Genomic DNA, 23,313 nt, shown 5'->3' with positions numbered 1-23,313 from the left:
ACACACAGCAAATTAATCAATTTGCAAATATTAGGAAAGCAAAAGCTTTCCTTTTTTTATGCTCAAAAAAAGACTGCCTCACTTTTGAGACAGCCTCTTTTATTTTTCTTCTATTTGTGATGTCCACGACCCCGGCCTTTGTGATGGTGATGACCCCGATCGTCATAAATATAGACTTTTTTAACCTGGCCAGGTGCATAATATCTTGCGCTGCCACCATATACCTTCTTCGCATGACCCGGAGGCATTCTTCTTACATGATGCTCATGAACCACACACGAGGATAGCATCAGCATAACCACACCTGCCCCTACAATTTTAAACATACTTTTCATTATTTTCACTTTTTCAAACTTAGTAGCGAAATATATCAAGGTTAATGCCAAATTGAAGAGTAAATTTGTTAAAGATTAAATTATTTCATAAATAAATATGATTTAAATTCTTTCACTTCTTTTTTCGAATAGAATCAGGTCTTTCCATTCTCCGTTCAGTTTTCCGATTTTTTTACGGACTCCCACTATTCTGAAGCCGTTCTTCTGATGAAATTTAATTGAAATTTCATTTTCCGGGAAGACGTTAGTCTGCAATGTCCAGAATCCATGATCTTCACTATCCAAAATCATCTTTTTTAACAATACGGAACCCAATCCTTTTCCCTGATAGTTTTTATCAAAATAGATGCTCACTTCTGCAACGCCTTTATAACATTCTCTTTTGCTGACCGGCTTTAATCCACACCATCCTACAATTTCATTATTTTCATTCTCCAATACCCAACGGCAATCATTAAAATATTCCATATCCCAGGCCTCAAAAGTAGGAACTTCTGTATCAAAAGTAGCAATACCACTATCTACTCCCTGTCTGAAGATTTCCAATACTCTCGCTCCATCCCCGGGAAGCATTTCTCTTAATTCGTAATTCATTGTGTTTAATAGTATTTTCTTTTTGGTTTTCTTTTAATTCTTGAATAATGGGTCTGCTTACTCTTTTCATCTTCAGCCACCACACTTATATTTCCATCTACTTCCAAAACCGATATTTTCACATTCTCTATTTTCTCAACTCCATGTTCTCTTATTGCCTCTTCCAGTTCATCCTGGGTAATTTTCACTCTATTTAAAGCAATGTGATTTATCACACCATCTTTTATAAGGATGACAGGCTCATCTTCCATAAAACTCTCAAAGGAACGACTGGAAAACATCAGTCTTTTTAATATAAAATTTGCAACAAACAGGACCAATGCAGCAATAAGCCCGCTTTGCAACGAGGTATCCGGGCCTACCATCGCATTCTGAACAGCATTGGAAATCAGTAACAGTAAAACCACATCTCCTGCATTAAGCTGAGAAAGCTGGTTTTTACCAAACAAACGGATTGCGATTACCATAAAAAAGTAAACGCAGAGGGAACGGACAACAACATTAAGAATAGGGTCCACAATTTTTTTTATCTACTCAAATGTATTGATTTTTTGCGATTGATCGATTCATTTATTTAAAATGTATCAGCAAACACCAGGAAAACGGGATTGGTTAGCAGCAAAGTTATGCTGCCCACATTTCATTATTTTTTGGTATGGCTTTTGGAATTCATCTGGAACAATGCAGAATTATGGCCAGATTATTTTTTTTATCCTTAAGTATTATTTTTAGTCTTATAGCTTGTAAGCGAATTTCATCTTTAGCATCAGATGACAAAACAGCCATCACTAAAAAAGTATATGACCTTTATATTCAGTATGGAAAGTCCAATGAATCAATATACAATAAGCCCATCTCACAGGAATTGTTTTCTCCTGATCTTAAAAATATTCTGGAGAATGCAGTCCGTGCATCAAAAGCTGATATCGAAAGAGTGAAAAAAAGTGATCACCCGGATGAAAAACCCTTAATATTTGAAGGTGCAATTTTTTCCAGCCTGTATGAAGGATATAGCGGCTATCAGATTCAATCGATCACCGTAAAGGACAAAACAGCAGAAGCAGCCGTCCGGTTTGAATATAATATGACTTCTCCAAAAGTATTATGGACGGATAAGATTCATCTTGTTAAGCACGAACATGAATGGAAAATTGATAATATTACTTTTGACAGGATAGGAAGTTCCAAAGATCTTAAAACCCAAATGACTGAATTTGTAAAAAGCGCCCATGAATAAGAAAAACCGCCTGTAAGAAGCGGTTTTAATTTTTTATGGACATTGAACGATTGGAATTTCGCTGCAGAAAATTTTATCTGCCCATTCACAATACGTGCAATATTGCTTTGGTTCTCCTCCATACACTGATTTTAAATCTGCCTTAGACAGTTTCTTTAAATTTTTCATATCGTTTTAATTTTATGATATTGTAAAATTATCATGAATTTCATATTTATCCATTACAGTTTTGCCTTTAACTTTTATAGAATTTTCATTTATAATTAATATACGCCAAACATAGTAATTCAAGAAGATTCAGTTCAGAGCACCAAAGCATGGAATAATATTTCATAACCAGTCTTGTGTTGTTTTGAGTAAAAATAAAAAAAGAATCTGCTCTTACAGATTCTTTTTATAATTATATTTTCTTATTTATTCCAGTTCTCTTTTCAGGAACTTTCCGGTTAAACTTTTTTTAGACTTTATAATCTCTTCCGGTGTTCCCTGCGCTACAATCTGTCCTCCGTGTTTTCCTCCTTCCGGTCCTACATCAATAATGTGATCTGCCAGTTTGATAACATCCATATTATGCTCAATGATTATAAATGAATTCCCCAGTTCTACCAACTGATTAATAGCATCCATCAGGATCTTTACATCTTCAAAATGCAGCCCTGTTGTAGGCTCATCAAGGATATAAAGGGTGTTCCCGGTTTGTCTTTTTGCCAGTTCGGTTGCCAGCTTTATACGCTGGGCCTCACCACCTGAAAGGGTGGTCGACTGTTGTCCTAAAGTAATGTATCCTAAACCTACATCCTGTAATGTTTTTACTTTAGCAAAAATCTTAGGGATTGGCTGGAAAAATTCTACAGCTTCATCTATAGTCATATCCAGCACATCAGAGATAGATTTCCCTTTATAACGGACCTCCAGAGTTTCCCTGTTGAAACGTTTCCCGTTACAGGTCTCACAATGAACATATACGTCCGGAAGGAAATTCATTTCAATGACTTTCAGTCCTCCCCCCTGGCATGTTTCACATCTTCCGCCTTTCACATTAAAAGAAAATCTTCCGGGTTTATAGCCACGGATTTTACTCTCCGGCAATTCCGCAAAAAGATTTCTGATATCGGTAAACATTCCTGTATAGGTAGCTGGATTAGAACGTGGCGTTCTTCCAATTGGAGTCTGGTCTACATCTACAATTTTATCAATATTCTCAAGCCCCTCTATTTTTTTATAAGGTAAAGGTTCCTGAACTGCTCTGTAGAAATGTTTGTTGAGGATAGGATATAAAGTTCCGTTGATCAGGGAAGACTTTCCGCTTCCCGATATTCCTGTTACTACAACAAGTTTTCCTAAAGGAATATCTAAAGTTACATTTTTAAGGTTATTTCCTGTAGCTCCTTTTAATATTATATTTTTCCCACTTCCGACTCTTCTTTCGGAAGGGATTTCAATTTTTCTTTTTCCATTAATATATTGAGCTGTAATGGTATCGGCTTTTAAAAGATCTTTTGGTTTTCCCTGCCAGAGAATCTCACCCCCGAATTTCCCGGCTTTGGGTCCAATATCCAGAACCTCATCAGCTTCCAGAATCATATCTTTATCATGCTCCACTACCAGTACAGAGTTTCCGATATCCCTGAGGTTTTTTAATGAATGAATCAATCTTTCATTGTCTCTTTGATGAAGACCTATACTAGGTTCATCAAGAATATACAAAACATTGACCAGCTGGGACCCGATCTGTGTCGCCAGGCGGATTCTCTGGGACTCTCCTCCGGAAAGGGTCTTTGAACTTCTGCTCAGACTCAGATAATCCAGACCTACATCCAGCAGGAACTGAAGCCTTGTTTCAATCTCTTTCAGGATCTCATGAGCAATGATTTTATTTTTCTCAGAAAATTTATCTTTAACATCTACTAACCAGTCTTTGAGATCGGCTAAACTTAAAGCATTAACTTCAGCAATATTTTTTCCATCAATTTTAAAGCTTAAACTTGAAGGCTGAAGACGGCTCCCATTACATACCGGACAGGTTTCCTCCGTTGTAAAATGCCTTTCCAGCAAAACAGCTTCATACGACTCCCTTTCATCAATAATTTCTTCCATAAAAGGAATCAGTCCGTCAAAGCTTATTTTAATTTTCTTCGTGATCCCGGCATATTTAAGGTCTTTATTAAATTCCTTATGACAGCCATTATAAATATAGTCCAGCGCTTCTTCCGGGACATCCTGTAATGGAGTTGTTAACCCCAATCCGAAGATTTCAAGAATATTTTTAACCTGTGACAGTATCCATTTATTTGATTTAATATCCTCCAACGGAAGTAAGCCTCCCTGGTTGATTGATAACTTTGGATTCTCAATAAAGTAGTCTGTATTAATTTTTTTGATCGTACCCAGTCCTTTACAGTCCGGGCAGCTTCCTTTCGGGGAATTGAATGAAAAAGTGTTGGGTTCCGGAAGGGCCAGAGAATGTCCTGTTTCGGAGTCCATCAGATTCTTAGAAAAGTATTCAATATCCGTACTCCCCAACTTCTGAATTCCAATGATCCCCTCTCCCATTTCCATTGCTGTCCGCAATGATTTTTCCATTCTTGTTTCTGAAGCATTTTCACCAATAATCCAACGGTCAATGACAATATCAATATCGTGGGTTTTGTAACGATCAAGTTTCAAATCATATTCAATGTCCTGCAATTCACCATCAATCCTTGCCTGGCCGTATCCTTTTTTAGCCATTTGTACAAAAAGTTCATGATAATGTCCTTTTCTGGATCGTACAACCGGAGCCAAAAGCATTATTTTTTCTGCTTTGTAATTTTCTTTAATGGTTTCAAGAATCTGATCTTCCGTATAACTTACCAGTTTTTTTCCGGTAGATAATGAGTATGCATCAGAAACCCTTGCATATAAAAGACGCAGGAAATCGTACAATTCTGTAACGGTTCCTACAGTAGAACGTGGATTTTTGTTTGTTGTTTTCTGCTCAATCGCAATAACAGGTGACAGTCCTTCTATTTTATCCACATCCGGACGTTCAAGCCCGCCTAAAAACTGACGTGCATAGGCAGAGAAAGTTTCAATATAACGACGTTGCCCTTCCGCAAAAATGGTATCAAAAGCCAGGGAAGATTTTCCACTTCCTGAAAGGCCTGTAATAACCACCAGTTCATTCCGAGGAATTTTAACGTTAATGTTTTTTAAGTTATGTTCACGTGCACCGTAAACTTCTATATATTCTGTTGATTTGCTCATAATTCAGCGTGATCTTGCCTGAAAATCACAACGTGCAAAATTACGGAATTTTATGGAATTTTGCTCACCGTAAATGACACAAAAATTGAACATTGAATAAATCTATTATATAAATAAAAAGACCGATCGCAAGTATCGGTCTGGTATAAATAATTATTTCTAATCAGTTTACAAATGAGTTATAAGCACTGAGTACGGATTCATAGGAAGAATCAATCTGTTCAATATTACTGTCCGGTATTTTTCCTGCTTCCTTAGAATCCCTGATTAATTTTCTATAAGTATCCAAAAAGTTAGATGCATATTTATTAAAGTTTTCAAATTGGCTTTTTTTATAAGCGTACTGCTGATCTTTAACATTAAATTCCATTTTTGAATTGGCTTCTGCAACTTTGGCAAATTCATCATATTTTTTCTGGGCCTCTGCTTCATTAAATTTTCCGGTATACTGTTTACCCAATACCTCTATCACAGAATCCAATGAATTCATTACTTTCTTAGAAGAGATGATATACTCCTTCATCGGGTGATCTTTCAGAATGACTTCTTCAGCAGCATCTGTTGCCGGTTTAATTTTTGCCATCAGGTTTTCTCCTGAAATATAGAAAGCGTTTGCTTCAGTCTCTATTTCTTTCCTGATCATTTCTGCCTTAGCGCCCCTATCATCCTTATAATCTTCGGAATTCATATAAGATTTAAGCTCTTCAAACTTTTTCTCTATGTTTTCTTTTTTTGTCTTATAAGTAGTAAAATCGGCCTCAATCGCAGCTTTATCTTTTCCAAATCCGGAAGGAACTCCTTTTATTCTTGAAAAACTATGGTCCATTGCACTCAGGACAATAGGCATGATCATCACATTTTCGCCTTTTGATTTTGCTGCTGCTGCCTCTGTATATTTTAAAACCCTTTCAATATGTTTTGAAGTATTTTTATAAGAATCTATAAGATTATTGTTAAATTCAATAATAGCATTTGCCTCTTCGGTTCCTCCTAAATTCAGAACTTTATTCCCCAGTTTATTAACTGCTTTTTTACAGCTTACGCTAACTGTAGTCAGAGACAAAGCCATAGCCAGTATAATAATCTTTTTCATATATTTTTATTTAGTTATTCCGTTACATATCCTGGAACTCAACATCTTCATTGCTTATTTTTACCAGGTATTCAATACCATCTATTGCTTTGGCAATAATCTGGTTTCTGAGAATATTAGACATATTCTCCCAATACGCCCTGCCATAAAAAGAATAATTCTGCGGAACAATTTCCACTTCAACAGTTCTTACAAAACCTTCTTTAGGCTTATTGCTGATCATTGTTCCTCTTCTCACCCTTACTTCTTTAACTTCATCTTTTAAAATCATTCTGCAATAATTTTTGACATCTTCAAGTGAAATGATCTTATCTCTGGTAGTCAGTGCATATTTATAAGCCTGAATACTATCTGTTCCTTTTTGTTCTTCTGCTCCTCCCAGAGTCTCGGTAAGCAAAACTATCGTCTGCGATTTCAGCTGATTGGAAAGCTCAGTTCCCGGACGCATATGGTTGGCCAGCGTACAATGTGTCACCCAGAAAGATGCATATGTGTGATCTGTTTTTTCCACAGGCTCCATAATTACATAATTCAGTTCTTGTCTGATATTCCTTTTGGCATTATTTACTTTCTGTACCATAGACTTCATCTTATCAGACATTTCACTGAGCACTCCTTTTACATTATCTCTGTTTAAAAGAGAGAATGCCGCAATCTCATCTCTGGTCAGCTCCAGCACATTGGCAATCATATCAACAGCATTTCGGCTGGTGAAACGTTCCATTCCTCCTTTTCTTACGGTATATAGTCCTTTTTTAAGATCATCTGCCGGTGTAAATGGAATTTCTGTATACTTTCTTCCATCTCCGTCCTGAACCTCATCTACATATAGGAAATGTTCACCTTCATCCGTTACTAAGGGAATGTTATTTCCCATTATATCCAGACTATACTCTGTTTTTTTCCAGCCCCTGTTATAGATTGGAAAGGCATTAAGCACGAATGAAAAATTATCCAGAATTTCAGCAGAAAATTGCGGGGGAAATTCAAAAGTAAGCCACAGGTATTTTTTGTTCTCTATATATTTTACAATCTCTTCTTTTGCCTGAAGAAATTCGAGATTCTCCGGCAGTTTCCCCGGCTCCGAGAATAAACTTTGGGAAAGTCCTGTAATTTCAATAAACTTATGCCGGTAAATACTCTTGATATCGTCGATCACTTTATTACGGATAGACTGTTCTCTGAACATTTGCTCATAACCATCAGGCCGGTTTTCTGTAAGATAGCTCAGTCCTTCTCTTACAAACAGTGGATTTCCATTGCTGGAAACCGTAATATAAGGTAACAGTTTATATACAAAATCCAGATGTTCAAAAGCGGGATTGGAGCAGAAAACACTTAAATACTTAGGGAAATTTTCGTTGGTATATCTGCTGACATCTACACCTATTGTAATTCTTCTATAGTCTTCAGGTCTTCCTGCAAACCTTGCAATAGGAATTTTATTGAACCGGTCATCAATGCTGTAACAGGTATTTCCCACAAACATTATGGAGGTATGAACCTTATTGATTCTTACATTTCCAACAGGTGTAAAAGGGATATTTACCTGCTTATCAGACTCTGACTTTATAGTAGAAGTCATTTGTTTGCGGAAGAAAAATTCCGTATGTTCCAGTAATACTTCCGAAGATTCGTAAGGCTGTGTAAAAGCCACTGAATGAGCAGGAATGGGATGGGTATAAATGGATGGTGTCAGAAGTTTTGCCAACTTTTCCAGAATACGTGCATTTACTGTCTGAATTTCATTGTTTGCTTTAAAGACTTCTGTACTGAATGCATCTATCAGTAATTTTACAAACGGGTCTAAAGATTGCGGACTTTTCAATCCCCATACTTTGGTAGCGTTCTGAAGCATTCTGGCTTTTACAGATTCTTTGGAATAAATATTCTGATCTAAATTCATAAATTTTGGTGCTGTTAAAAAACATTAATCAATAGACATCGGACTCAGGAATAATTCCGTTGAAAAACTAAAACGCTCTCCTGTTGCCTCCATTTTAGCATTGATGGCAATCCTCACTTTCTTCTTGATTTCTGTGTGTTCTTTCGTATCGTAACTGTGTTCTACAAACTGTATATGGGCTTCTATCTGCGGCTGTACAATCCGGGGTTCATATTCCTGGATCTGTCTCTTTAGGCTTTTGATGAAAACATTCTCCCAGATAGCACTGGTTACTCCGTTATCAAATTCGAGATTCCAGACATCATTTCCATAATTTTCATCATATCTGTTCTCCCCTTTCTTTGTTGTGATCAGCAGCATAATGTTGTGGGCAATACTTTCTCCCATATCGCATGTATCGATACTTCCGCCTTCGGTCATTAAAGTAGATGGAACAAAAGGCATTCTGTAATTTGGTGTATCCATAATCAACTTCTTATTTTACTTCATGGTCATGTTTACTTAAAAACGAAATACCAAAATACGCATTTTCGCTAAATAATTATCATAATAAATTAAATAAAATTCAAAAAACAGGGCTTTCAATTTGAATTGAAAGCCCTGTGTATGCCAGTTCTGAATCTTAGGCCTGTTTCTTCCGGTTAATAAAATAGTATACAGGAAGCCCGAGTAAAACCATAATAAATCCAGGCCATGTATATTGCTGCTTATAAATTAAAAGCAGAATACAGAATCCTGTCCCGATAATCAGATAGATAACAGGGGTTACCGGATACATCCATGTCTTATATGGTCTTTCAAGAGCCGGTTGTTTAATTCTTAAATAGATTACCCCAAAAACAGTAATCATATAAAACAGAACAATCACAAAAGAAATCATATCCAGAAGGTTTCCATACTGTCCGCTCAGACACAGTAAAGACGCCCAGATCCCCTGCATCCATAAAGCATTTTCCGGAACTTCATTTTTATTATTCTTTACTGCGGACTTAAAAAACATCCCATCTTTTGCCATCGTCTGGAAAACCCTTGCTCCCGCCAGAATAAGTCCGTTATCACATCCGAAAGTAGAAATCATCACCAGTAAAGCAATGATGATGGTTCCGGCACTTCCAAAAATATTCTGTGATGCAGCTACCGCAACCCTGTCATTTGCTGCAAAAGCAATTCCATCTCTGTCCAATGCGTTCAGATATACCAAATTGACTGCTATATATAGAATCATTACTGCTGAAGTACCATAGATCATAGATTTAACCACATTTTTCTTTGGGTTATCAATTTCTCCTGAAACAAAGGTCACACTTTCCCAGGCTACGGAACTGAATACAGAACCTACCATAGCAGCAGCTATTCCTCCCAGTAATGTCATCCCCTCAATGGGTGCCCAGCCTTCTTTTAGGAAATTGCCCTGTATATCTTTTTTCAGATTATTATATGAATCCGATATACTGAAATTTTCGGCCAGATGAGAAATGTCTACCAATATAAATCCAAGCGCAATTAAACCTACCAGGGCAATAATCTTGGAGCCCGTAAATATATTCTGCAGGATTTTTCCACTTTCCACTCCTCTGGTATTAACGTAAGTAAGCAGAATAATGACGGCAATGGCCAGAATCTGTACCCAGGTAATTTTAAATTCTCCACTTTGAAAAAGGGGTGCAGCATCATTTAATGACGGAACCAGATAAGCTGTAAATTTACCGAAAGCCATCGCTACTGCGGCAATAGTTCCTGTCTGAATTACAGTAAATAGTCCCCAGCCATAAAGGAAGCCCATCTTCTTCCCGAAAATCTCCTTCAGATAAGTATATTGCCCCCCGGCTTTCGGAAACAGTGCAGAAAGTTCCCCATAACTTATTGCTGCAGCTACAGTCATAACTCCTGTGATTACCCACACTATAATAAGCCAGAATCCTGATCCGAGATTACGCATCATATCAGCACTTACAATAAATATCCCGCTTCCGATCATAGACCCCATTACCAGCATAATGGCATCCCATAGTTTTAATTTTTTTTGCATAGTCAAGTATAGGTGTCAAATATAAACAAATATGCCTTTCATTTTGAATTTTATTACCAATCTACGAAAAGCACATGTTTTTTATCAACTTTTTATCGATTTATGATTCAATTTTAATTAGTACTTTTGAAAAAAATATTAAAAATGAAATTCAAAGCCATATTACTCGCAGCAGCTGTAAGTGTATCTGCTCTTGCTTTTGCACAAGAAACCTCGCAAACATTCGGGCCACCGGCAGGAAATGCCCTGGCAGGTGACACTTACGGAGGGGGAATTGATTCTTCTGCTGAATCGAAAGCAATTACAGCGGATAAACTGGGCAAACAGCTTAAAAAGGAAAATAAAAAACTGGAAAATGTAGCAGTCAAAGGTAAAGTAACAGATGTTTGTGAAAAAAAAGGATGCTGGTTAACCATACAGACCGAAGACAATTCTAAATTTTTCGTAAAAATGAAAGACTATGCTTTTTTCGTACCTACCGCTTTAAAGGGTAAAAATGTGGTACTGGAAGGAAGCGCAGAAAGAAAAGTAACATCGGTAAATGAACAGAAACATTACGCAGAAGATGCCAACAAGCCTCAGTCCGAGATTGATGCCATCACTCAGCCTAAAGAGGAAATCAGATTTGTAGCAAACGGAATTAAAGTGGTTAACTAGATTTCACCTGACTACAGAATCTGCAGGCTTATGAAAATACCAAAAAATAAAAACGGCAATCAATTAGTTTTGACTGCCGTTTTTTCTAATCTTCTATGGTAAAGCTTACTACTGCATCCAGTTTCGGATATTTGGTTTCTGAAATAAATTTTTTCCCTGTACAATCTATTTCCAGCCAGCCTTTTCTTTTTTTTACGTCTCCAACTTCCATAACAAACGGAATAAAGGAAATCTCATCTTTTCCTTCTTCTATGATTTCTCTGTACTGAACAGCAATATCAAGAATGCATTCATGCTCGGTATTTAATTTCACATTCCTGTAAACAATATCATAATGGGTTTCTTTATTTTCAGGAATATCAAGATAAGTTTCCCAGCCTGTGAAGTCAGAATTTAATTCACTGATTGCTTGTAAAGCGTAATAAAGAGCAATGGTATAATATTTCCTCGTCCCTTTTCTGGTATAGTCATCTATAAAATGACCGCCTTCAAATAAAATGGTAGGCATGCCGGCCTTTATAAAATTATCTCCTGTAGAAGTTGGATAGAATTCATCAGAATATCTTCCGATCTGGTTAGGAATCATATCTTTTAAATGACTGTATACCCTTCCGATTACGGCCATGCACTTTTTTCTGTTTTCAGTCACGGTGCGTTCCACATTTTCTGACGGAGCCAAAAAGGAAAGTGTTGCAGGATGAATACCATCAGTAGTAAAAATGGTTCTCTGCTCATGGAGATTTAATGCATAATCATACTTCTTTGAAGCAGCTGCATTTTTCAGAAACCTGATTTCTTTGCTTGCCTCGTTATGGAAATCCCTGTTCAGGTCAATATCGGCAGCATTCAGTCTGGTCCATCTTTCAGATCCATCCGGATTCAGCATGAATATAAAGTCAAGTCTTATTTTACTGAACAAATCCTCTTTCATTTTGGGAGCTTTATCAAGACTAACTAAAAGATCTAGCATGGCATGAGTAGCATTGGATTCATTTCCGTGCATTTGCGACCACGCCAGTACCTGGATATTTCCGGTCCCGATGCTTAACTGATAAATAGGCTTATCTAAATAGGAGGTTCCGATCTGCTGAATATAATCGCTGAGATTTGTCTGTAGGTAAGAAAATAATTTTTCAGGAGAAATATAGCGATTTGAGAAACCGGGGGTTTGAGAATAGATCTGTTCAAAATTCATTTTGAGAAATAATTTACAAGAATCAAATTTAGCCATTTTTAGGGAAAAACTTAAATTAACATTTGTGAAAACCAGTAAAAACACGTGAATTTACATTTGTTATTTTATTAAGAACCGGTTTACAAGGTTTAAATGCTTCCATTTTTAATTTAAAAAGATAAGTTAACTTCTGTAATGTTGTTAAACAACTACCTTAGACAAAATGTCTGTGGATAAAATTGTGAATTGCGAATAATTTAATTGAATATATACAAAATATTATTAATCAGTATGTTATAAAACTTATCTAAACTGTATTTCTAATATTACTTGAAGTAGAGAAATACAGGATTAATCGTATTTATCAGTTATTTTATTAAACATTTAAGTGGTCAATAAACTAATTATTATACAAATGTAAATCAAAAATTGTTAGCCTTTTTATTGAAATTAATGGATTTTTAAATAACAACCCTATGTCTATGCATACATGAGCGAGTTATCTCTTGATTATTGATTAGATTAGGATCTAATTGACCAGTTTATGAGGCTATTTACATATGTAATTAGGAATGATAAACTTCACAAATATCACAAAAACAGCATTTTAATTGGATTATTCCTAGAAAAGACGTTTAATAGTTTATTCATGTAAATAAACAAAAAGAAATAGCTTAAGAAGTGAAATTATCCCCTAAAAATAGCTATAATTTACATTATTAAACTTAATTCTGGTTATATAATTGAGGCTATTAGTCAATGTAGATGAAACTAATATTACAACCAGTAATATTATCTTTTTATTATATAATACTGATTTATAAATAGTTATATACATGTTACAATTGTATACTGTATGATTTTTCATTTATTTACATCTGTATTTTGCATTTGTAAATTATATATATTACATTTGTAAAATAATTAAAGGCTTATTTTTATGAGTTTGAATGAAAGAATTTCCAAAATTATAGAGTATTCCCAACTCACTCCGTCCGAGTTTGCTGATGAGATTGATGTACAGCGTTCATCCATTTCGCATATTACATCAGGAAGAAATAAACCATCTCTTGAATTTATCATAAAAATAAAATCCCGTTTTCCGGAGCTTATGTGGGACTGGCTGGTTACTGGTGAAGGAGAAATGCTGAAATCCCAACAGCCGGAAACTGCTGCTACGGATACTACTGCCGAAGAAGAAAGAGGAAAGCCTACTCCTCTCCCCGATCTTTTTACCATGATGAATGAGGATGATGAATTTGGAAGTGACGAAGAAGCCTTGCTACAAAGTCCCGGAGAATCCGTTATATCGTCCATAGGTAAAGCTCAGGAAAGAATATCCGATTCTCAGCAATTAGAAAATACACCAGATCATATTATTAGCCAAGCTATTGGAAATCAATCAAATAAAATAAAACGGATTGTTTTGTTCTATGAAAATGGAAAATTTGAAAGTTTCGAGCCCTAAAAAACCTGACCAAAGAAAAATGGTCAGGCTAAAAAATATTTGAAGAAGAAAACTAAAGCTATTGCTTTATTATTTTACGCTAAATTATTTCATGTGTTATCATTACACATTTCGAATGTTTTTTAGATTTTTACTAATCAATAAACGGCTATATAAATAAAGGAAAGTTTATCCGGAAGTTTTCATGTCAGTTTTTTATAGTTTATCAAATATAATAAAATCAAACGAAATTAACAATACTAATGAAATTATTTTATAATATATTCAACACAATTAATATTTAAAGAAATTATCACTAATTCAGATAAAATTAATATAATCCTATTAAACAAAAATACCTGTCAGTTGACAGGTATCTTTTATTGTTGTTATATATTCTTATTTTTTTCTTCTTTCCAGCTCCTTTTTTATAAGTCCCAGCTCTCTTCCCGTCTGTCCGGCCACAGAGGTATTTTCCTGGGCTCTTCTGGTTAAATATGGCACTACATCTTTTACAGGTCCGTATGGGAGGTATTTAGCCACGTTATAGCCTTTATCTGACAAATAGAATGTAATATTATCACTCATTCCATACAGCTGTCCAAAATAAATATGAGGATTCCCGTTTTCCAGAGATTTAGCCTTCATTTTATCCATAATCAGCTCTGATGAGATTTCATTATGAGTACCAAAGAAAGCAGATACCTTATCCAGATGGTTCATCACAAAATCAATTCCGGCATTGTAATTTCTGTCTGATGCTTCTTTAGTGGGCTGAATTGGATCTGCATATCCTTTCTCTGCTGCTCTTGCTCTTTCCTTCTCCATATAGGCTCCGCGAACAATTTTATATCCTATAAAATAGTTTTTCTCTCTTGCCCTTTGAAGATGTGCTTCCATATACTCCAGCCTTCCAGTTCTATACATCTGAATGGTATTCCAGACAATAGGTTTTTGCTGGTTATATTTCTCCATCATCTCTTCGCAAAGTTGGTCTGCTGCATCCTGCATCCATGTTTCCTCAGCATCTACCATCACTTTTTTATCATTTTCATGGCAAAGGCTGCATACCTCATCAAATCTTTTGACAACTCTTTCCCATTCTTCTTTTTGGCTTGATGTAAGTTCAGGTCCTTTTCCAACCGCTTCATACAGATCAATTCGTCCAAATGCAGTTGGTTTAAAAACGATAAAAGGAATTGCCGGATTTCCTACTGAGAATCTTACAATATCCTTAATCTCTTTACATACCGCATCAAAAGTTTCCTCATCCTCTTTTCCCTCAATAGAATAATCGAAAATACTTCCTACTCCTCTTTTAAAAAGCTGTTTTACTACTTTCATACTCTCTTCACGGGTTTCTCCCCCGCAAAACTGTTCAAAAAGAGTATTTTTAACAATTCCGGTTACGAATGGAAAATTGTTGTGTACTGTAAAATTAAGGATGGACGTTCCAAGGCTGGTAAGTGCAGGCTGTTCAATCATTTTAAACATCCAGTAAGCCTTTCTCAATTGTGCATCAGACTTGTCTGCAAATGCAACTTTAGTATCATTAAAAATGGGCATTCCTATTTATTAAATTTAGTTCTGCAAAGGTAATAATAACCACAGTATTATTTAAAGAATTTTTTTATAATTTACTTTCAATTCCATTTAAAAGCATAGCGATGATTCCCACAAAGACCCAAAGCCGTAATATATTAATGGTAAGGAAATTGTTTTTCCTCGTAGACTTCAAGAGCAGATAGATACATAAGATCATTACAAATAATCCTCCCACAAAATAATACGCCATAAAACTGGTTATTCCCGTCCTGGTAATAATTTTCATCGAAACCGCCATAGTTATGATCAACAGGGAAATCAGAATCGTTCTGGTGCTTTTTGTTTTAAAATAGTTGGGAATGGTAGTATAACCGAATGCCTTGTCAACACTCTTTGTAAGGGTATCTTTTACAATATCAATACAAAGCAGGATCAGGAAAAGAAAAACCGCCATTAAAAATACTTTTTTGGAAAAGGTCTCATAATAGACCATCATTCCAAAAAAAGGATATAAGGTAAGGCTTACAAAAGTAAGGTTATTGAGAATGAGGATGCGGCTTAATTTATGACTGTAAAACCACATAAAAAACTGATATACAAGAAAAAACACAAAAACATTATGGGAAATCAGCCATGCAACTCCCAGAGAAATGGCACTTAATCCCAGATAGGCATACAAAAAATACTTTTGCTTGATAAAGCTCTGGATTCTTGTTCTGAATGGTTTTGCAATATGATCTTTTTCCAGGTCATAAAACTGATTGATAATTCCTCCTGCTAAAATAGTAAGAACAGTACAGAAAATGATCCCGTGAACTTTGAAATCAAATACAAAATTCCTAAAGGTCTCATCCTGATTGAACAGGAAAAAAGTGGACACATAAAGTGCAAATGTCAGCAACGCTGCAACGAAAAAGCGGGCGCCGAGCATAAAGCCCACGAATTGTGAAAATCTGTAAAACAGAGATTTCGAAATATAATTTTTAGATTGGAAAGTTTCTTTTTCAGAATTCATTCCAATCTGTTTAAAATCTGTAAATCACCTCTTTTTGGAAGCCTTCAAGCATTTTCTCTGCCTTTTCATAATCTTTGGTAAATCCTAAGATATATCCACCTCCTCCGCTTCCGCAAAGTTTAAGGTAGTAAGCATTGGAATCCAGTCCTTTTTTCCAGATCTTAAAAATACTTTCGGGAATCATCGGACGGAAATGTTCGTAAGCCCAGTGGGAAAGTTTTTTAAGGTTTCTGAAGAAGGGATTCATATCTTTTTTCAGGAATGCATCTATACATGCGTTATTATACCGGATAAATTCTTCTTTCAGGGTTTTGCGGAAACCTTCTGTCTTCATTTTTTCAAAGAAAATCTGTATCATAGGCCCGGTTTCTCCCGTAATTCCGGAATCAATCAGGAAGATTGCTCCTTTTCCTTCTTCTCCGTCCGGGATTGCTACCCTGTCCAGGTTTTCTTTATTTTCAATAAGAATCGGAAGATTCATATAACAGATCAATGGATCCATTCCTGAACTTTTTCCATGGAAATAGCTTTCCATTTCACCAAAAACAGCCTTTAGCTTTTTTAAATTCTCCTTGGAAATATTCTCTGGATTCAGTTTACTGATTGAATATTTTTCAAAAATTGCAGCTACCAAAGCGCCTGAACTTCCCACTCCATACCCCTGTGGAATATTGGAATCAAAGAAAAGTCCTTTTGAAATATCTGCTTTAAAGCTTTCAATGTCCAGTTTAAAATCATCAGAAAGATCAAGTGCTGTCAGAAAATCAGCATATTTCTGCAGATGCCTGTTTGAATTAAGCTCAAAATCCGAACTTAAATCTGAAAATTTTAAAGTCCCTTTATAGAAGCTGTATGGTACAACAAGCCCCTGGGAATCTTCAATCATTCCATATTCTCCAAACAGAATTATTTTTGCATAAAATAGAGGGTTGGTCATTTTGACAATAAATCTTTTTGCAAAGTTAAAAATTATTCTGCTGAATATAAGCAAAACTCAGACCGAATTATTATTATTTTTCAGCAAAAGTTATAATAACAGAAATGGCACTAAAATAGTGCCATTTTATATTTATAGGGTATCTCTCTGTTTTCTCATTTTAACCTTTAAAAACCGGATTAATATCAGTCCCGCGCCAAAGAATATAGTCATCGAGAGGGCTGCGATACGCATATTATTAAAATGCTCTATCAATGTGGCAAAAATAAATGTTCCGATGATAATCGCAATCTTTTCCAGTACGTCATAAAAACTGAAATATGTTGTATTCTCCATTGAATCTTCAGGAAGTAGTTTTGAGTAGGTAGATCTCGACATAGCCTGAAGTCCTCCCATTACCAAACCTACCACGGCAGCAACACCATAAAACTGATACTCTACCGTTGGGTTTTCCTTATTTAAGAAATATGCCCAAAGACAAGCTACGATCCACAGAACAATTGCTATCGAAATTACATTTTTATTTCCGATTCTTTTTGATAGCCTTGAAAAAATCACGGCCCCGATAATGGCTTCAATCTGGATTACCAGGAGTGTAGCAATTAATTTATCCTGAGCCAGATTGATCTCACTTTTCCCAAATAAGGTTGCCATAAGGAAAATGGTCTGCATTCCGACACTGTAAAAAAAGAAGCTTGACAAAAAGAACTTCAGGTTTTTATCTTTGAAAAGCACTCCCCCCACTTTAAACAGCTCATGGAAACTTTCTTTGGCAATATCTTTATAGAAACTCATATTGTCTTTCAGTACTTCAAAGAAGCCTCCCTGTTCTTCATGCTTTTTAAAGATATTTTTATAGTTCAGTAATACCAGGTCTTTAGGAAGTTTGTCTTTTACATCTCCAAACTGAGGAAGATGTTTAAATGTATATTGAGAAAAACCAAACCACCATGCTCCGGTCAGCAGGAAACTGATCCTGGTAAACAACAACTGTTGTGCAGCTCCTTTAGCAAAAACCTGGATCAATACCAGACAGATCACCACCAAAACTACTGAACCAATATATCCGTATACATATCCCCTTGCAGAAAGCGCATCCTGCTTATCAGGCGTCGCAATATCCGGAAGGAAGGAATTATAAAACACCAGACTCCCCCAGAATCCCACACTGGCCGTTATACTGAAAAGAAGACCGAGAAACACGTTGTGCATCCCTGTAAACATAGCCAGCCCCATACAAGAAGTAGCTCCAAGATAGCAGAAGAACTGCAGGAATGATTTTTTATTTCCAATAGTATCCGCCAGAGAGGATAAAAACGGTGAAAGCAGTACAACAATAAAGAATGATATCGTTAATGAATATCCGTATACTGCATCCGGTTGATATTCTTCTCCGAAGACTCTGATCATATGCCTTACCGGAACATCAATCCATGTTTTAGTTTCCGATACATATTCCTTTTTCTCATACGCTGTGGTAAGGATGGAATAGTAAATAGGAAAAATGGTAGAGGTAATGACCAAGGAGTATACAGAATTTGCCCAGTCATATACAGCCCAGGCTTTCATAATCTTCGGATTATTTTTTATGTTTTTAGGCTGTCGGTTCTCAGTTTCAGACATTTCAAATAAATATTAGTAGCACAAAAATAAAAAAACCATTAAGAAATGAATAAGTTTTTAAAAAAATTATCCATTCCTTAATGGCAATATATTCTTAAACAGAATATTATATATTTTCAATCACGATAGCAGAAGCTCCTCCACCACCGTTGCAGATCGCTGCAGCACCGTATTTCGCATTATTTTGCTTCAATACATTGATCAATGTAACAATAATTCTTGAACCTGAGCTTCCCAGTGGATGTCCAAGGGCAACAGCACCTCCGTTAACATTTACTTTAGATGCATCTAACCCTAAAATCTTATTGTTGGCAAGTCCTACTACCGAAAATGCTTCATTAAATTCAAAGAAATCGATATCCGAAATCTCTAATCCTGCTTTTTTAAGAGCAATAGGTAATGCTTTGGCAGGTGCAGTTGTAAAGTTTTCAGGCTCCTGAGCTGCATCAGCATATGAAACAATTCTTGCCAGAGGCTTAAGTCCCAGTTCTTCCATTTTTTCTTTGGAAACAAGGATAAGGGCTGAAGCTCCATCATTTAATGTAGAAGCATTTGCTGCTGTAACTGTCCCATCTTCTTTTTTGAATACGGTAGGAAGAGTTGATATTCTGTCAAAATTTACCGCTTTATATTCTTCATCCTCAGCAAAGACCACAGGTTCTCCTTTTCTCTGAGGAATTGAAACAGGTATTATTTCATCATTGAATTTCCCTTCACTCCACGCTTTAGCAGATCTTTTATAGGATTCTACCGCAAAGTTATCCTGATCTTCTCTTGTAATACCATAATCTGCAGCACATTTTTCTGCACATACTCCCATATGCACTTTGTTGTAAACGTCTGTAAGACCATCCAGTACCATACCGTCCTGCATTTTAATATCGCCTAGCTTTGTTGCAACTCTTGCATTATAATAATGAGGAACCAGAGACATATTTTCCATACCTCCGGCTACGATCACTTCTGCATCTCCTGCTTTAATAGCCTGTGCAGCCATTGTTACAGCTTTCATTCCTGAAGCACAAACCTTATTTACTGTAGTAGAAGGTGTATTAATTGAAAGTCCTGCTCCTAAAGCTACCTGACGTGCCGGTGCCTGTCCTTCTCCTGCCTGCAGCACATTTCCCATATAGATTTCCTGTACATTTTTAGGATCAAGACCTATTTTATCTAATGCTCCTTTTACTGCAGCAGCTCCCAATTTTGTAGCCGGAACTGTTGATAAGCTTCCCATAAAGCTTCCCATAGGGGTTCTTACTGCAGAAACAATGAATACTTCTTTCATGTATATAATTTTTATTTTTAGCTAAAAGGAACTATTGTTCCATTTTATAATTTATAAGTTATTTTTCTTTAACATATATCACGTCAAATTGGGAATTTTCAATTTTCATATTGACTTTGATCAGGTTATCCTGAGTCGCAATGATTTTATTGTTGAAAACATCTCCTATCTGTGCGGGATCATTTTTATCTGATTTCTCCATGACAATTGCTTTATAATTACAATCATCCACAAAAACCAATGTAGATTTTATATAATCTTTTCCTCCATTAAAATATTCAGTCTGAATATTATCTTTAACAGTCATATACCAAATTGATTGTGGATAGTTAAGCCGTAAAAACTTTCCTTCTTTAATATTGGTACATTTAACAGGATTATCCACTTTTTTTTGTTCTGTCTTCTGCTGTGACTGTATCTGTGAAGCAGCCAGCAACAATATTCCAGTCGAAAATACTTTAAACAAATTCATTTTATATTTGTGTCCTTTTATTAACTTTTTTATTATTTCCGGCAAAAACCATAAGAAAAGCACCTAAAAATTCCACGGCCCAACCCCATTTTAACTTCACTACTCCAGCAAAAGCCTCTCTCCAGGATTTAAAGGGTAAAAAGCTGAAATATTCTAAAGACTGCATTTTTACAGCTATTAATGTAAAAATAAACAACAGGATAAGAAGTACCCCGAAAAACCTTACAATCCTGATACTGTTATTTACAATTCCAAAGACTGCACATGCAGCAAAAATCCAGCATGCAATAGCTAAATAATGATCAAGCTTCCAATAGTTCCAGTTTCCGATAACAGGCACATGTACCAAAGGCAAAAAACTGCCTGTAACCACTAATAATAATCCTAATAACTGAATATTTTTCATATTTAATAAAGTGCCAAAATACAAAAAAAAACACATTTTTAACGTTTCTGTTTCAAAACAAATTAATTAACAACCTAACACTCATTAGTCTCAAAGAAAAGTTATAAAATTTAACAATTTATTAATAAATAACCTTTTAAATTAATTAATTAAAAATAAACCCGTTGGTATTCCACAGCGTTTTCGTTACCAATTTTTGCTGAATAAGCCATTCTGATAATTATCTTGCCATAAAATAAAAATTGCACTTTCTTAACAAAAGTGCAATTTCATATCTTATTGGTAATTAATTTAATGATTTATTGAAGATACATCTTCCGGCTTATGTTTATGCCTGAAAAGAACCGCAAAGAATACAGCCAGTACCAATGCATAAATAGCGAAAGAAAGCCATATCTGATGCCAGTCTTTTACCATTACGACTGACGAAAGGGTTCCGTCAGAATTTACTGCTGCATTGAAACTGTTTTTTAAAATTTCCAGAAAGGTAGGATTATCTGCTGTTGTATCTAAATAGGCAGAAAGCTCTGAAACAGTAGTAAATTTATGGGTGAAAAATTTATCGATCGCCCAACCCGCTATATAACTTCCGAAAACAGCTCCGAAACCATTGGTCATCATCATAAATAATCCCTGGGCAGAAGACCGTATCTTTTTATCTGTTGTAGTTTCTACGAAAAGAGATCCTGAAATATTGAAAAAATCAAACGCCATACCATATACGATACAGGAAAGAATAATCAATGATAATCCAAAACCGTCAGGAACCCCATATGCAAAGAACCCAAATCTTAACACCCAGGCCAGCATAGACATCAGCATTACTTTTTTAATCCCAAACTTTTTCAGGAAGAATGGAATCGCCAAAATAAACAAGGTTTCAGATACCTGTGAAATTGACATAATAATGGTTGATCTCTGCACTACAAATGAATCTGCATATTTCGGGAAATGGGCAAATTCACTTAAAAAGACATCTCCGTAAGCATTGGTCAATTGAAGTGCAGCTCCCAGTAACATTGAAAATAAAAAGAACAATGCCATTTTATAATTTCCAAAAAGTTTGAATGCATTAAGCCCTAACTGCTCGGATAATGGAGCATCTTTATCTATTAATTTCTGCGGCGGACATTTTGGCAAGGTAAGGGCATAGATTCCCAAAAATATAGCTACAGCTCCTCCGATGTAAAATTGTCCTTCCGTTGCTTTATTTCCGGTTAGATTGGTAATCCACATGGCAACAATGAAGCCAATAGTTCCCCACACTCTGATGGGTGGAAAATCTTTTACCACATCTAAGTTATTATTCTTTAAAATAGTGTAGGAAATAGAGTTTGCAAGAGCAATAGTAGGCATATAAAAGCACATGGCAACAAGCATCACCGTAAAGAAAGAATTCGGGTCTGCAGAATGCGGCAATATGAAAAGAATAGCCCCATAAAGGATATGTAAGACAGAGAAAATACGTTCGGCATTTACCCAGCGGTCAGCAATAATCCCTGTAATGGTCGGCATAAAAATGGATGCAATCCCCATTGTTCCGAAAACAGCCCCAAATTGTGTTCCTTCCCAATGTTTTGTACCAAACCAGAAGTTAGCCATCGTAATCAGCCATGCTCCCCAAACAAAAAACTGGAGAAAACTGAGGATGGTCAGTCGTAATTTTAAATTCATAGTTTATATAAAAAGTATCTCTTTAGTCAATTTTCTTTTTCCTCCTCTTGATTTCTTCCTGGATTTCAAGGGCAGTATCATAATCTTCTTCCTTCACAGCTTCATCCAATAATTTCTGAAGCTCTTCCATAGAAAGAGATTTTAGGGTATCTTCGTTTTGTACAGTTTCTGAGAAAGACTGCTCTTCTTTTGAAACATCTTCCAGCTCCAATAAAATTCCAGCTTCGTTTAAGACCTGCTGAGTAGTAAAAATAGGAGCATCAAATCTTACAGCCATCGCAACGGCATCAGATGTTCTTGCGTCAAGAATTAATTCTTCTTCAGTAACTTTATTTTTAAAGTTGATATTTGAAAAGAAAACGCCATCTACAATCTGGTAAATGATCACTGAAACCAATTCATAATTGGCAGAAACTATAAATTTTGTGAATAAATCATGAGTAAGAGGACGCGGTGGATGAATGTCTTTCTCCAATCCGAGAGAGATAGACTGAGCTTCGAAATTTCCTATGACAACAGGTAATTTTATGTGTGTTTCTTCATGCTCCAATAACAATGCATACGCCCCCGACTGGGTTTGGCTGTATGATATTCCGCGAATAATTAGCTGCTTATAATCCATAGCTACAAATATAGAT

The 23,313-nt window shown here is 35.7% G+C and carries 22 protein-coding genes; 3 read left to right on the top strand and 19 right to left on the bottom strand.

Annotated features, from left to right (window positions below; genetic code table 11):
• Window positions 1–110: 110 nt before the first annotated feature.
• The 3 genes from DRF59_RS14445 to DRF59_RS14435 all read right to left on the bottom strand — a co-directional run bounded on the left by DRF59_RS14445 (window position 111) and on the right by DRF59_RS14435 (window position 1,447).
• On the bottom strand, window positions 111–335 hold the full coding sequence (locus DRF59_RS14445) for a hypothetical protein (RefSeq protein WP_167456683.1): 225 nt from the start codon (window positions 333–335) through the stop codon (window positions 111–113).
• A gap of 102 nt (window positions 336–437) precedes the next feature.
• Window positions 438–929 (bottom strand): GNAT family N-acetyltransferase, encoded by a 492-nt coding sequence (locus DRF59_RS14440; protein ID WP_115961516.1) that lies wholly within the window; start codon window positions 927–929, stop codon window positions 438–440.
• 5 nt (window positions 930–934) lie between these two features.
• Window positions 935–1,447, bottom strand: a complete 513-nt coding sequence (locus DRF59_RS14435) for a DUF421 domain-containing protein (RefSeq protein WP_115961513.1) — start codon at window positions 1,445–1,447, stop codon at window positions 935–937.
• Window positions 1,448–1,620: 173 nt separating this feature from the next.
• Here DRF59_RS14435 and DRF59_RS14430 point away from each other — a divergent pair, with 173 nt between their 5' ends.
• Entirely contained in the window at window positions 1,621–2,166 is a 546-nt protein-coding gene (locus DRF59_RS14430; protein WP_167456682.1) for a DUF3828 domain-containing protein, read from the top strand.
• A gap of 33 nt (window positions 2,167–2,199) precedes the next feature.
• Here the strand turns inward: DRF59_RS14430 and DRF59_RS21300 are convergent, their stop codons facing one another.
• The 6 genes from DRF59_RS21300 to DRF59_RS14400 all read right to left on the bottom strand — a co-directional run bounded on the left by DRF59_RS21300 (window position 2,200) and on the right by DRF59_RS14400 (window position 10,440).
• Window positions 2,200–2,334, bottom strand: coding sequence for a bacteriocin-like protein (locus DRF59_RS21300; protein ID WP_115961507.1), 135 nt, complete (start codon window positions 2,332–2,334; stop codon window positions 2,200–2,202).
• Window positions 2,335–2,580: 246 nt separating this feature from the next.
• On the bottom strand, window positions 2,581–5,412 hold the full coding sequence (gene uvrA / locus DRF59_RS14420) for an excinuclease ABC subunit UvrA (protein ID WP_115961505.1): 2,832 nt from the start codon (window positions 5,410–5,412) through the stop codon (window positions 2,581–2,583).
• Window positions 5,413–5,575: 163 nt separating this feature from the next.
• On the bottom strand, window positions 5,576–6,505 hold the full coding sequence (locus tag DRF59_RS14415) for a DUF6845 domain-containing protein (RefSeq protein WP_115961502.1): 930 nt from the start codon (window positions 6,503–6,505) through the stop codon (window positions 5,576–5,578).
• Window positions 6,506–6,527: 22 nt separating this feature from the next.
• A complete protein-coding gene (locus DRF59_RS14410; RefSeq protein ID WP_115961499.1) occupies window positions 6,528–8,411 on the bottom strand; it encodes a type VI secretion system baseplate subunit TssF in 1,884 nt (627 codons plus the stop codon).
• A gap of 24 nt (window positions 8,412–8,435) precedes the next feature.
• Entirely contained in the window at window positions 8,436–8,876 is a 441-nt protein-coding gene (locus DRF59_RS14405) for a GPW/gp25 family protein (RefSeq protein WP_115961539.1), read from the bottom strand.
• Window positions 8,877–9,033: 157 nt separating this feature from the next.
• Window positions 9,034–10,440, bottom strand: coding sequence for an APC family permease (locus tag DRF59_RS14400; RefSeq protein WP_115961496.1), 1,407 nt, complete (start codon window positions 10,438–10,440; stop codon window positions 9,034–9,036).
• 144 nt (window positions 10,441–10,584) lie between these two features.
• On the opposite strand from DRF59_RS14400, the gene DRF59_RS14395 reads away from it, so the two are divergent.
• Complete coding sequence (locus tag DRF59_RS14395; protein ID WP_115961493.1) at window positions 10,585–11,097, top strand: DUF4920 domain-containing protein; 513 nt, start codon at window positions 10,585–10,587, stop codon at window positions 11,095–11,097.
• A gap of 85 nt (window positions 11,098–11,182) precedes the next feature.
• On the opposite strand, the gene DRF59_RS14390 is transcribed toward DRF59_RS14395, so the two are convergent.
• Window positions 11,183–12,292: a M14 family zinc carboxypeptidase gene (locus DRF59_RS14390; RefSeq protein ID WP_115961536.1), complete on the bottom strand. Its 1,110-nt coding sequence runs from the start codon at window positions 12,290–12,292 to the stop codon at window positions 11,183–11,185.
• A 919-nt stretch (window positions 12,293–13,211) separates the two neighbouring features.
• On the opposite strand from DRF59_RS14390, the gene DRF59_RS14385 reads away from it, so the two are divergent.
• Window positions 13,212–13,739, top strand: coding sequence for a helix-turn-helix domain-containing protein (locus DRF59_RS14385; RefSeq protein WP_115961490.1), 528 nt, complete (start codon window positions 13,212–13,214; stop codon window positions 13,737–13,739).
• A 378-nt stretch (window positions 13,740–14,117) separates the two neighbouring features.
• Here DRF59_RS14385 and DRF59_RS14380 read toward each other — a convergent pair whose 3' ends face one another.
• From DRF59_RS14380 to DRF59_RS14340, 9 genes are all read right to left on the bottom strand, one after another.
• A complete protein-coding gene (locus DRF59_RS14380; RefSeq protein WP_115961487.1) occupies window positions 14,118–15,284 on the bottom strand; it encodes a proline dehydrogenase family protein in 1,167 nt (388 codons plus the stop codon).
• Between the two features lie 64 nt (window positions 15,285–15,348).
• A complete protein-coding gene (locus tag DRF59_RS14375; protein WP_115961484.1) occupies window positions 15,349–16,278 on the bottom strand; it encodes a UbiA family prenyltransferase in 930 nt (309 codons plus the stop codon).
• Between the two features lie 10 nt (window positions 16,279–16,288).
• Window positions 16,289–17,215, bottom strand: coding sequence for a mevalonate kinase family protein (locus DRF59_RS14370; RefSeq protein ID WP_115961481.1), 927 nt, complete (start codon window positions 17,213–17,215; stop codon window positions 16,289–16,291).
• Window positions 17,216–17,347: 132 nt separating this feature from the next.
• Window positions 17,348–18,838 (bottom strand): MFS transporter, encoded by a 1,491-nt coding sequence (locus DRF59_RS14365; protein WP_115961478.1) that lies wholly within the window; start codon window positions 18,836–18,838, stop codon window positions 17,348–17,350.
• A gap of 106 nt (window positions 18,839–18,944) precedes the next feature.
• Complete coding sequence (locus tag DRF59_RS14360; RefSeq protein ID WP_115961475.1) at window positions 18,945–20,123, bottom strand: thiolase family protein; 1,179 nt, start codon at window positions 20,121–20,123, stop codon at window positions 18,945–18,947.
• Window positions 20,124–20,181: 58 nt separating this feature from the next.
• Window positions 20,182–20,595: a hypothetical protein gene (locus tag DRF59_RS14355; protein ID WP_123873697.1), complete on the bottom strand. Its 414-nt coding sequence runs from the start codon at window positions 20,593–20,595 to the stop codon at window positions 20,182–20,184.
• Window position 20,596: 1 nt separating this feature from the next.
• Window positions 20,597–21,001 carry a hypothetical protein gene (locus DRF59_RS14350; RefSeq protein ID WP_115961470.1) on the bottom strand — a complete coding sequence of 135 codons (405 nt, stop codon included), beginning with the start codon at window positions 20,999–21,001 and terminating at the stop codon, window positions 20,597–20,599.
• A 291-nt stretch (window positions 21,002–21,292) separates the two neighbouring features.
• Window positions 21,293–22,675 carry a nucleoside permease gene (locus DRF59_RS14345; protein ID WP_115961467.1) on the bottom strand — a complete coding sequence of 461 codons (1,383 nt, stop codon included), beginning with the start codon at window positions 22,673–22,675 and terminating at the stop codon, window positions 21,293–21,295.
• A 22-nt stretch (window positions 22,676–22,697) separates the two neighbouring features.
• A complete protein-coding gene (locus tag DRF59_RS14340; protein WP_115961464.1) occupies window positions 22,698–23,297 on the bottom strand; it encodes a bifunctional nuclease family protein in 600 nt (199 codons plus the stop codon).
• Window positions 23,298–23,313 lie beyond the last annotated feature (16 nt).

It is taken from the genome of Chryseobacterium flavum (genome assembly GCF_003385595.1).
Taxonomy (GTDB): Bacteria; Bacteroidota; Bacteroidia; order Flavobacteriales; family Weeksellaceae; genus Chryseobacterium; species Chryseobacterium flavum.
The sequence above is the reverse complement of the archived record's forward strand: the minus strand, read 5'-3'. Positions and strand labels throughout refer to the sequence as shown.

Bases quoted from the DNA above. Each gene is read 5' to 3' on its own strand.
- DRF59_RS14445 (WP_167456683.1), bottom strand. From the start codon at position 335: ATGAAAAGTATGTTTAAAATTGTAGGGGCAGGTGTGGTTATGCTGATG.
- DRF59_RS14440 (WP_115961516.1), bottom strand. From the start codon at position 929: ATGAATTACGAATTAAGAGAAATGCTTCCCGGGGATGGAGCGAGAGTA.
- DRF59_RS14430 (WP_167456682.1), top strand. From the start codon at position 1,621: ATGGCCAGATTATTTTTTTTATCCTTAAGTATTATTTTTAGTCTTATA.
- DRF59_RS21300 (WP_115961507.1), bottom strand. From the start codon at position 2,334: ATGAAAAATTTAAAGAAACTGTCTAAGGCAGATTTAAAATCAGTGTAT.
- uvrA (WP_115961505.1), bottom strand. From the start codon at position 5,412: ATGAGCAAATCAACAGAATATATAGAAGTTTACGGTGCACGTGAACAT.
- DRF59_RS14415 (WP_115961502.1), bottom strand. From the start codon at position 6,505: ATGAAAAAGATTATTATACTGGCTATGGCTTTGTCTCTGACTACAGTT.
- DRF59_RS14410 (WP_115961499.1), bottom strand. From the start codon at position 8,411: ATGAATTTAGATCAGAATATTTATTCCAAAGAATCTGTAAAAGCCAGA.
- DRF59_RS14405 (WP_115961539.1), bottom strand. From the start codon at position 8,876: ATGGATACACCAAATTACAGAATGCCTTTTGTTCCATCTACTTTAATG.
- DRF59_RS14400 (WP_115961496.1), bottom strand. From the start codon at position 10,440: ATGCAAAAAAAATTAAAACTATGGGATGCCATTATGCTGGTAATGGGG.
- DRF59_RS14395 (WP_115961493.1), top strand. From the start codon at position 10,585: ATGAAATTCAAAGCCATATTACTCGCAGCAGCTGTAAGTGTATCTGCT.
- DRF59_RS14390 (WP_115961536.1), bottom strand. From the start codon at position 12,292: ATGAATTTTGAACAGATCTATTCTCAAACCCCCGGTTTCTCAAATCGC.
- DRF59_RS14385 (WP_115961490.1), top strand. From the start codon at position 13,212: ATGAGTTTGAATGAAAGAATTTCCAAAATTATAGAGTATTCCCAACTC.
- DRF59_RS14380 (WP_115961487.1), bottom strand. From the start codon at position 15,284: ATGCCCATTTTTAATGATACTAAAGTTGCATTTGCAGACAAGTCTGAT.
- DRF59_RS14375 (WP_115961484.1), bottom strand. From the start codon at position 16,278: ATGAATTCTGAAAAAGAAACTTTCCAATCTAAAAATTATATTTCGAAA.
- DRF59_RS14370 (WP_115961481.1), bottom strand. From the start codon at position 17,215: ATGACCAACCCTCTATTTTATGCAAAAATAATTCTGTTTGGAGAATAT.
- DRF59_RS14365 (WP_115961478.1), bottom strand. From the start codon at position 18,838: ATGTCTGAAACTGAGAACCGACAGCCTAAAAACATAAAAAATAATCCG.
- DRF59_RS14360 (WP_115961475.1), bottom strand. From the start codon at position 20,123: ATGAAAGAAGTATTCATTGTTTCTGCAGTAAGAACCCCTATGGGAAGC.
- DRF59_RS14355 (WP_123873697.1), bottom strand. From the start codon at position 20,595: ATGAATTTGTTTAAAGTATTTTCGACTGGAATATTGTTGCTGGCTGCT.
- DRF59_RS14350 (WP_115961470.1), bottom strand. From the start codon at position 21,001: ATGAAAAATATTCAGTTATTAGGATTATTATTAGTGGTTACAGGCAGT.
- DRF59_RS14345 (WP_115961467.1), bottom strand. From the start codon at position 22,675: ATGAATTTAAAATTACGACTGACCATCCTCAGTTTTCTCCAGTTTTTT.
- DRF59_RS14340 (WP_115961464.1), bottom strand. From the start codon at position 23,297: ATGGATTATAAGCAGCTAATTATTCGCGGAATATCATACAGCCAAACC.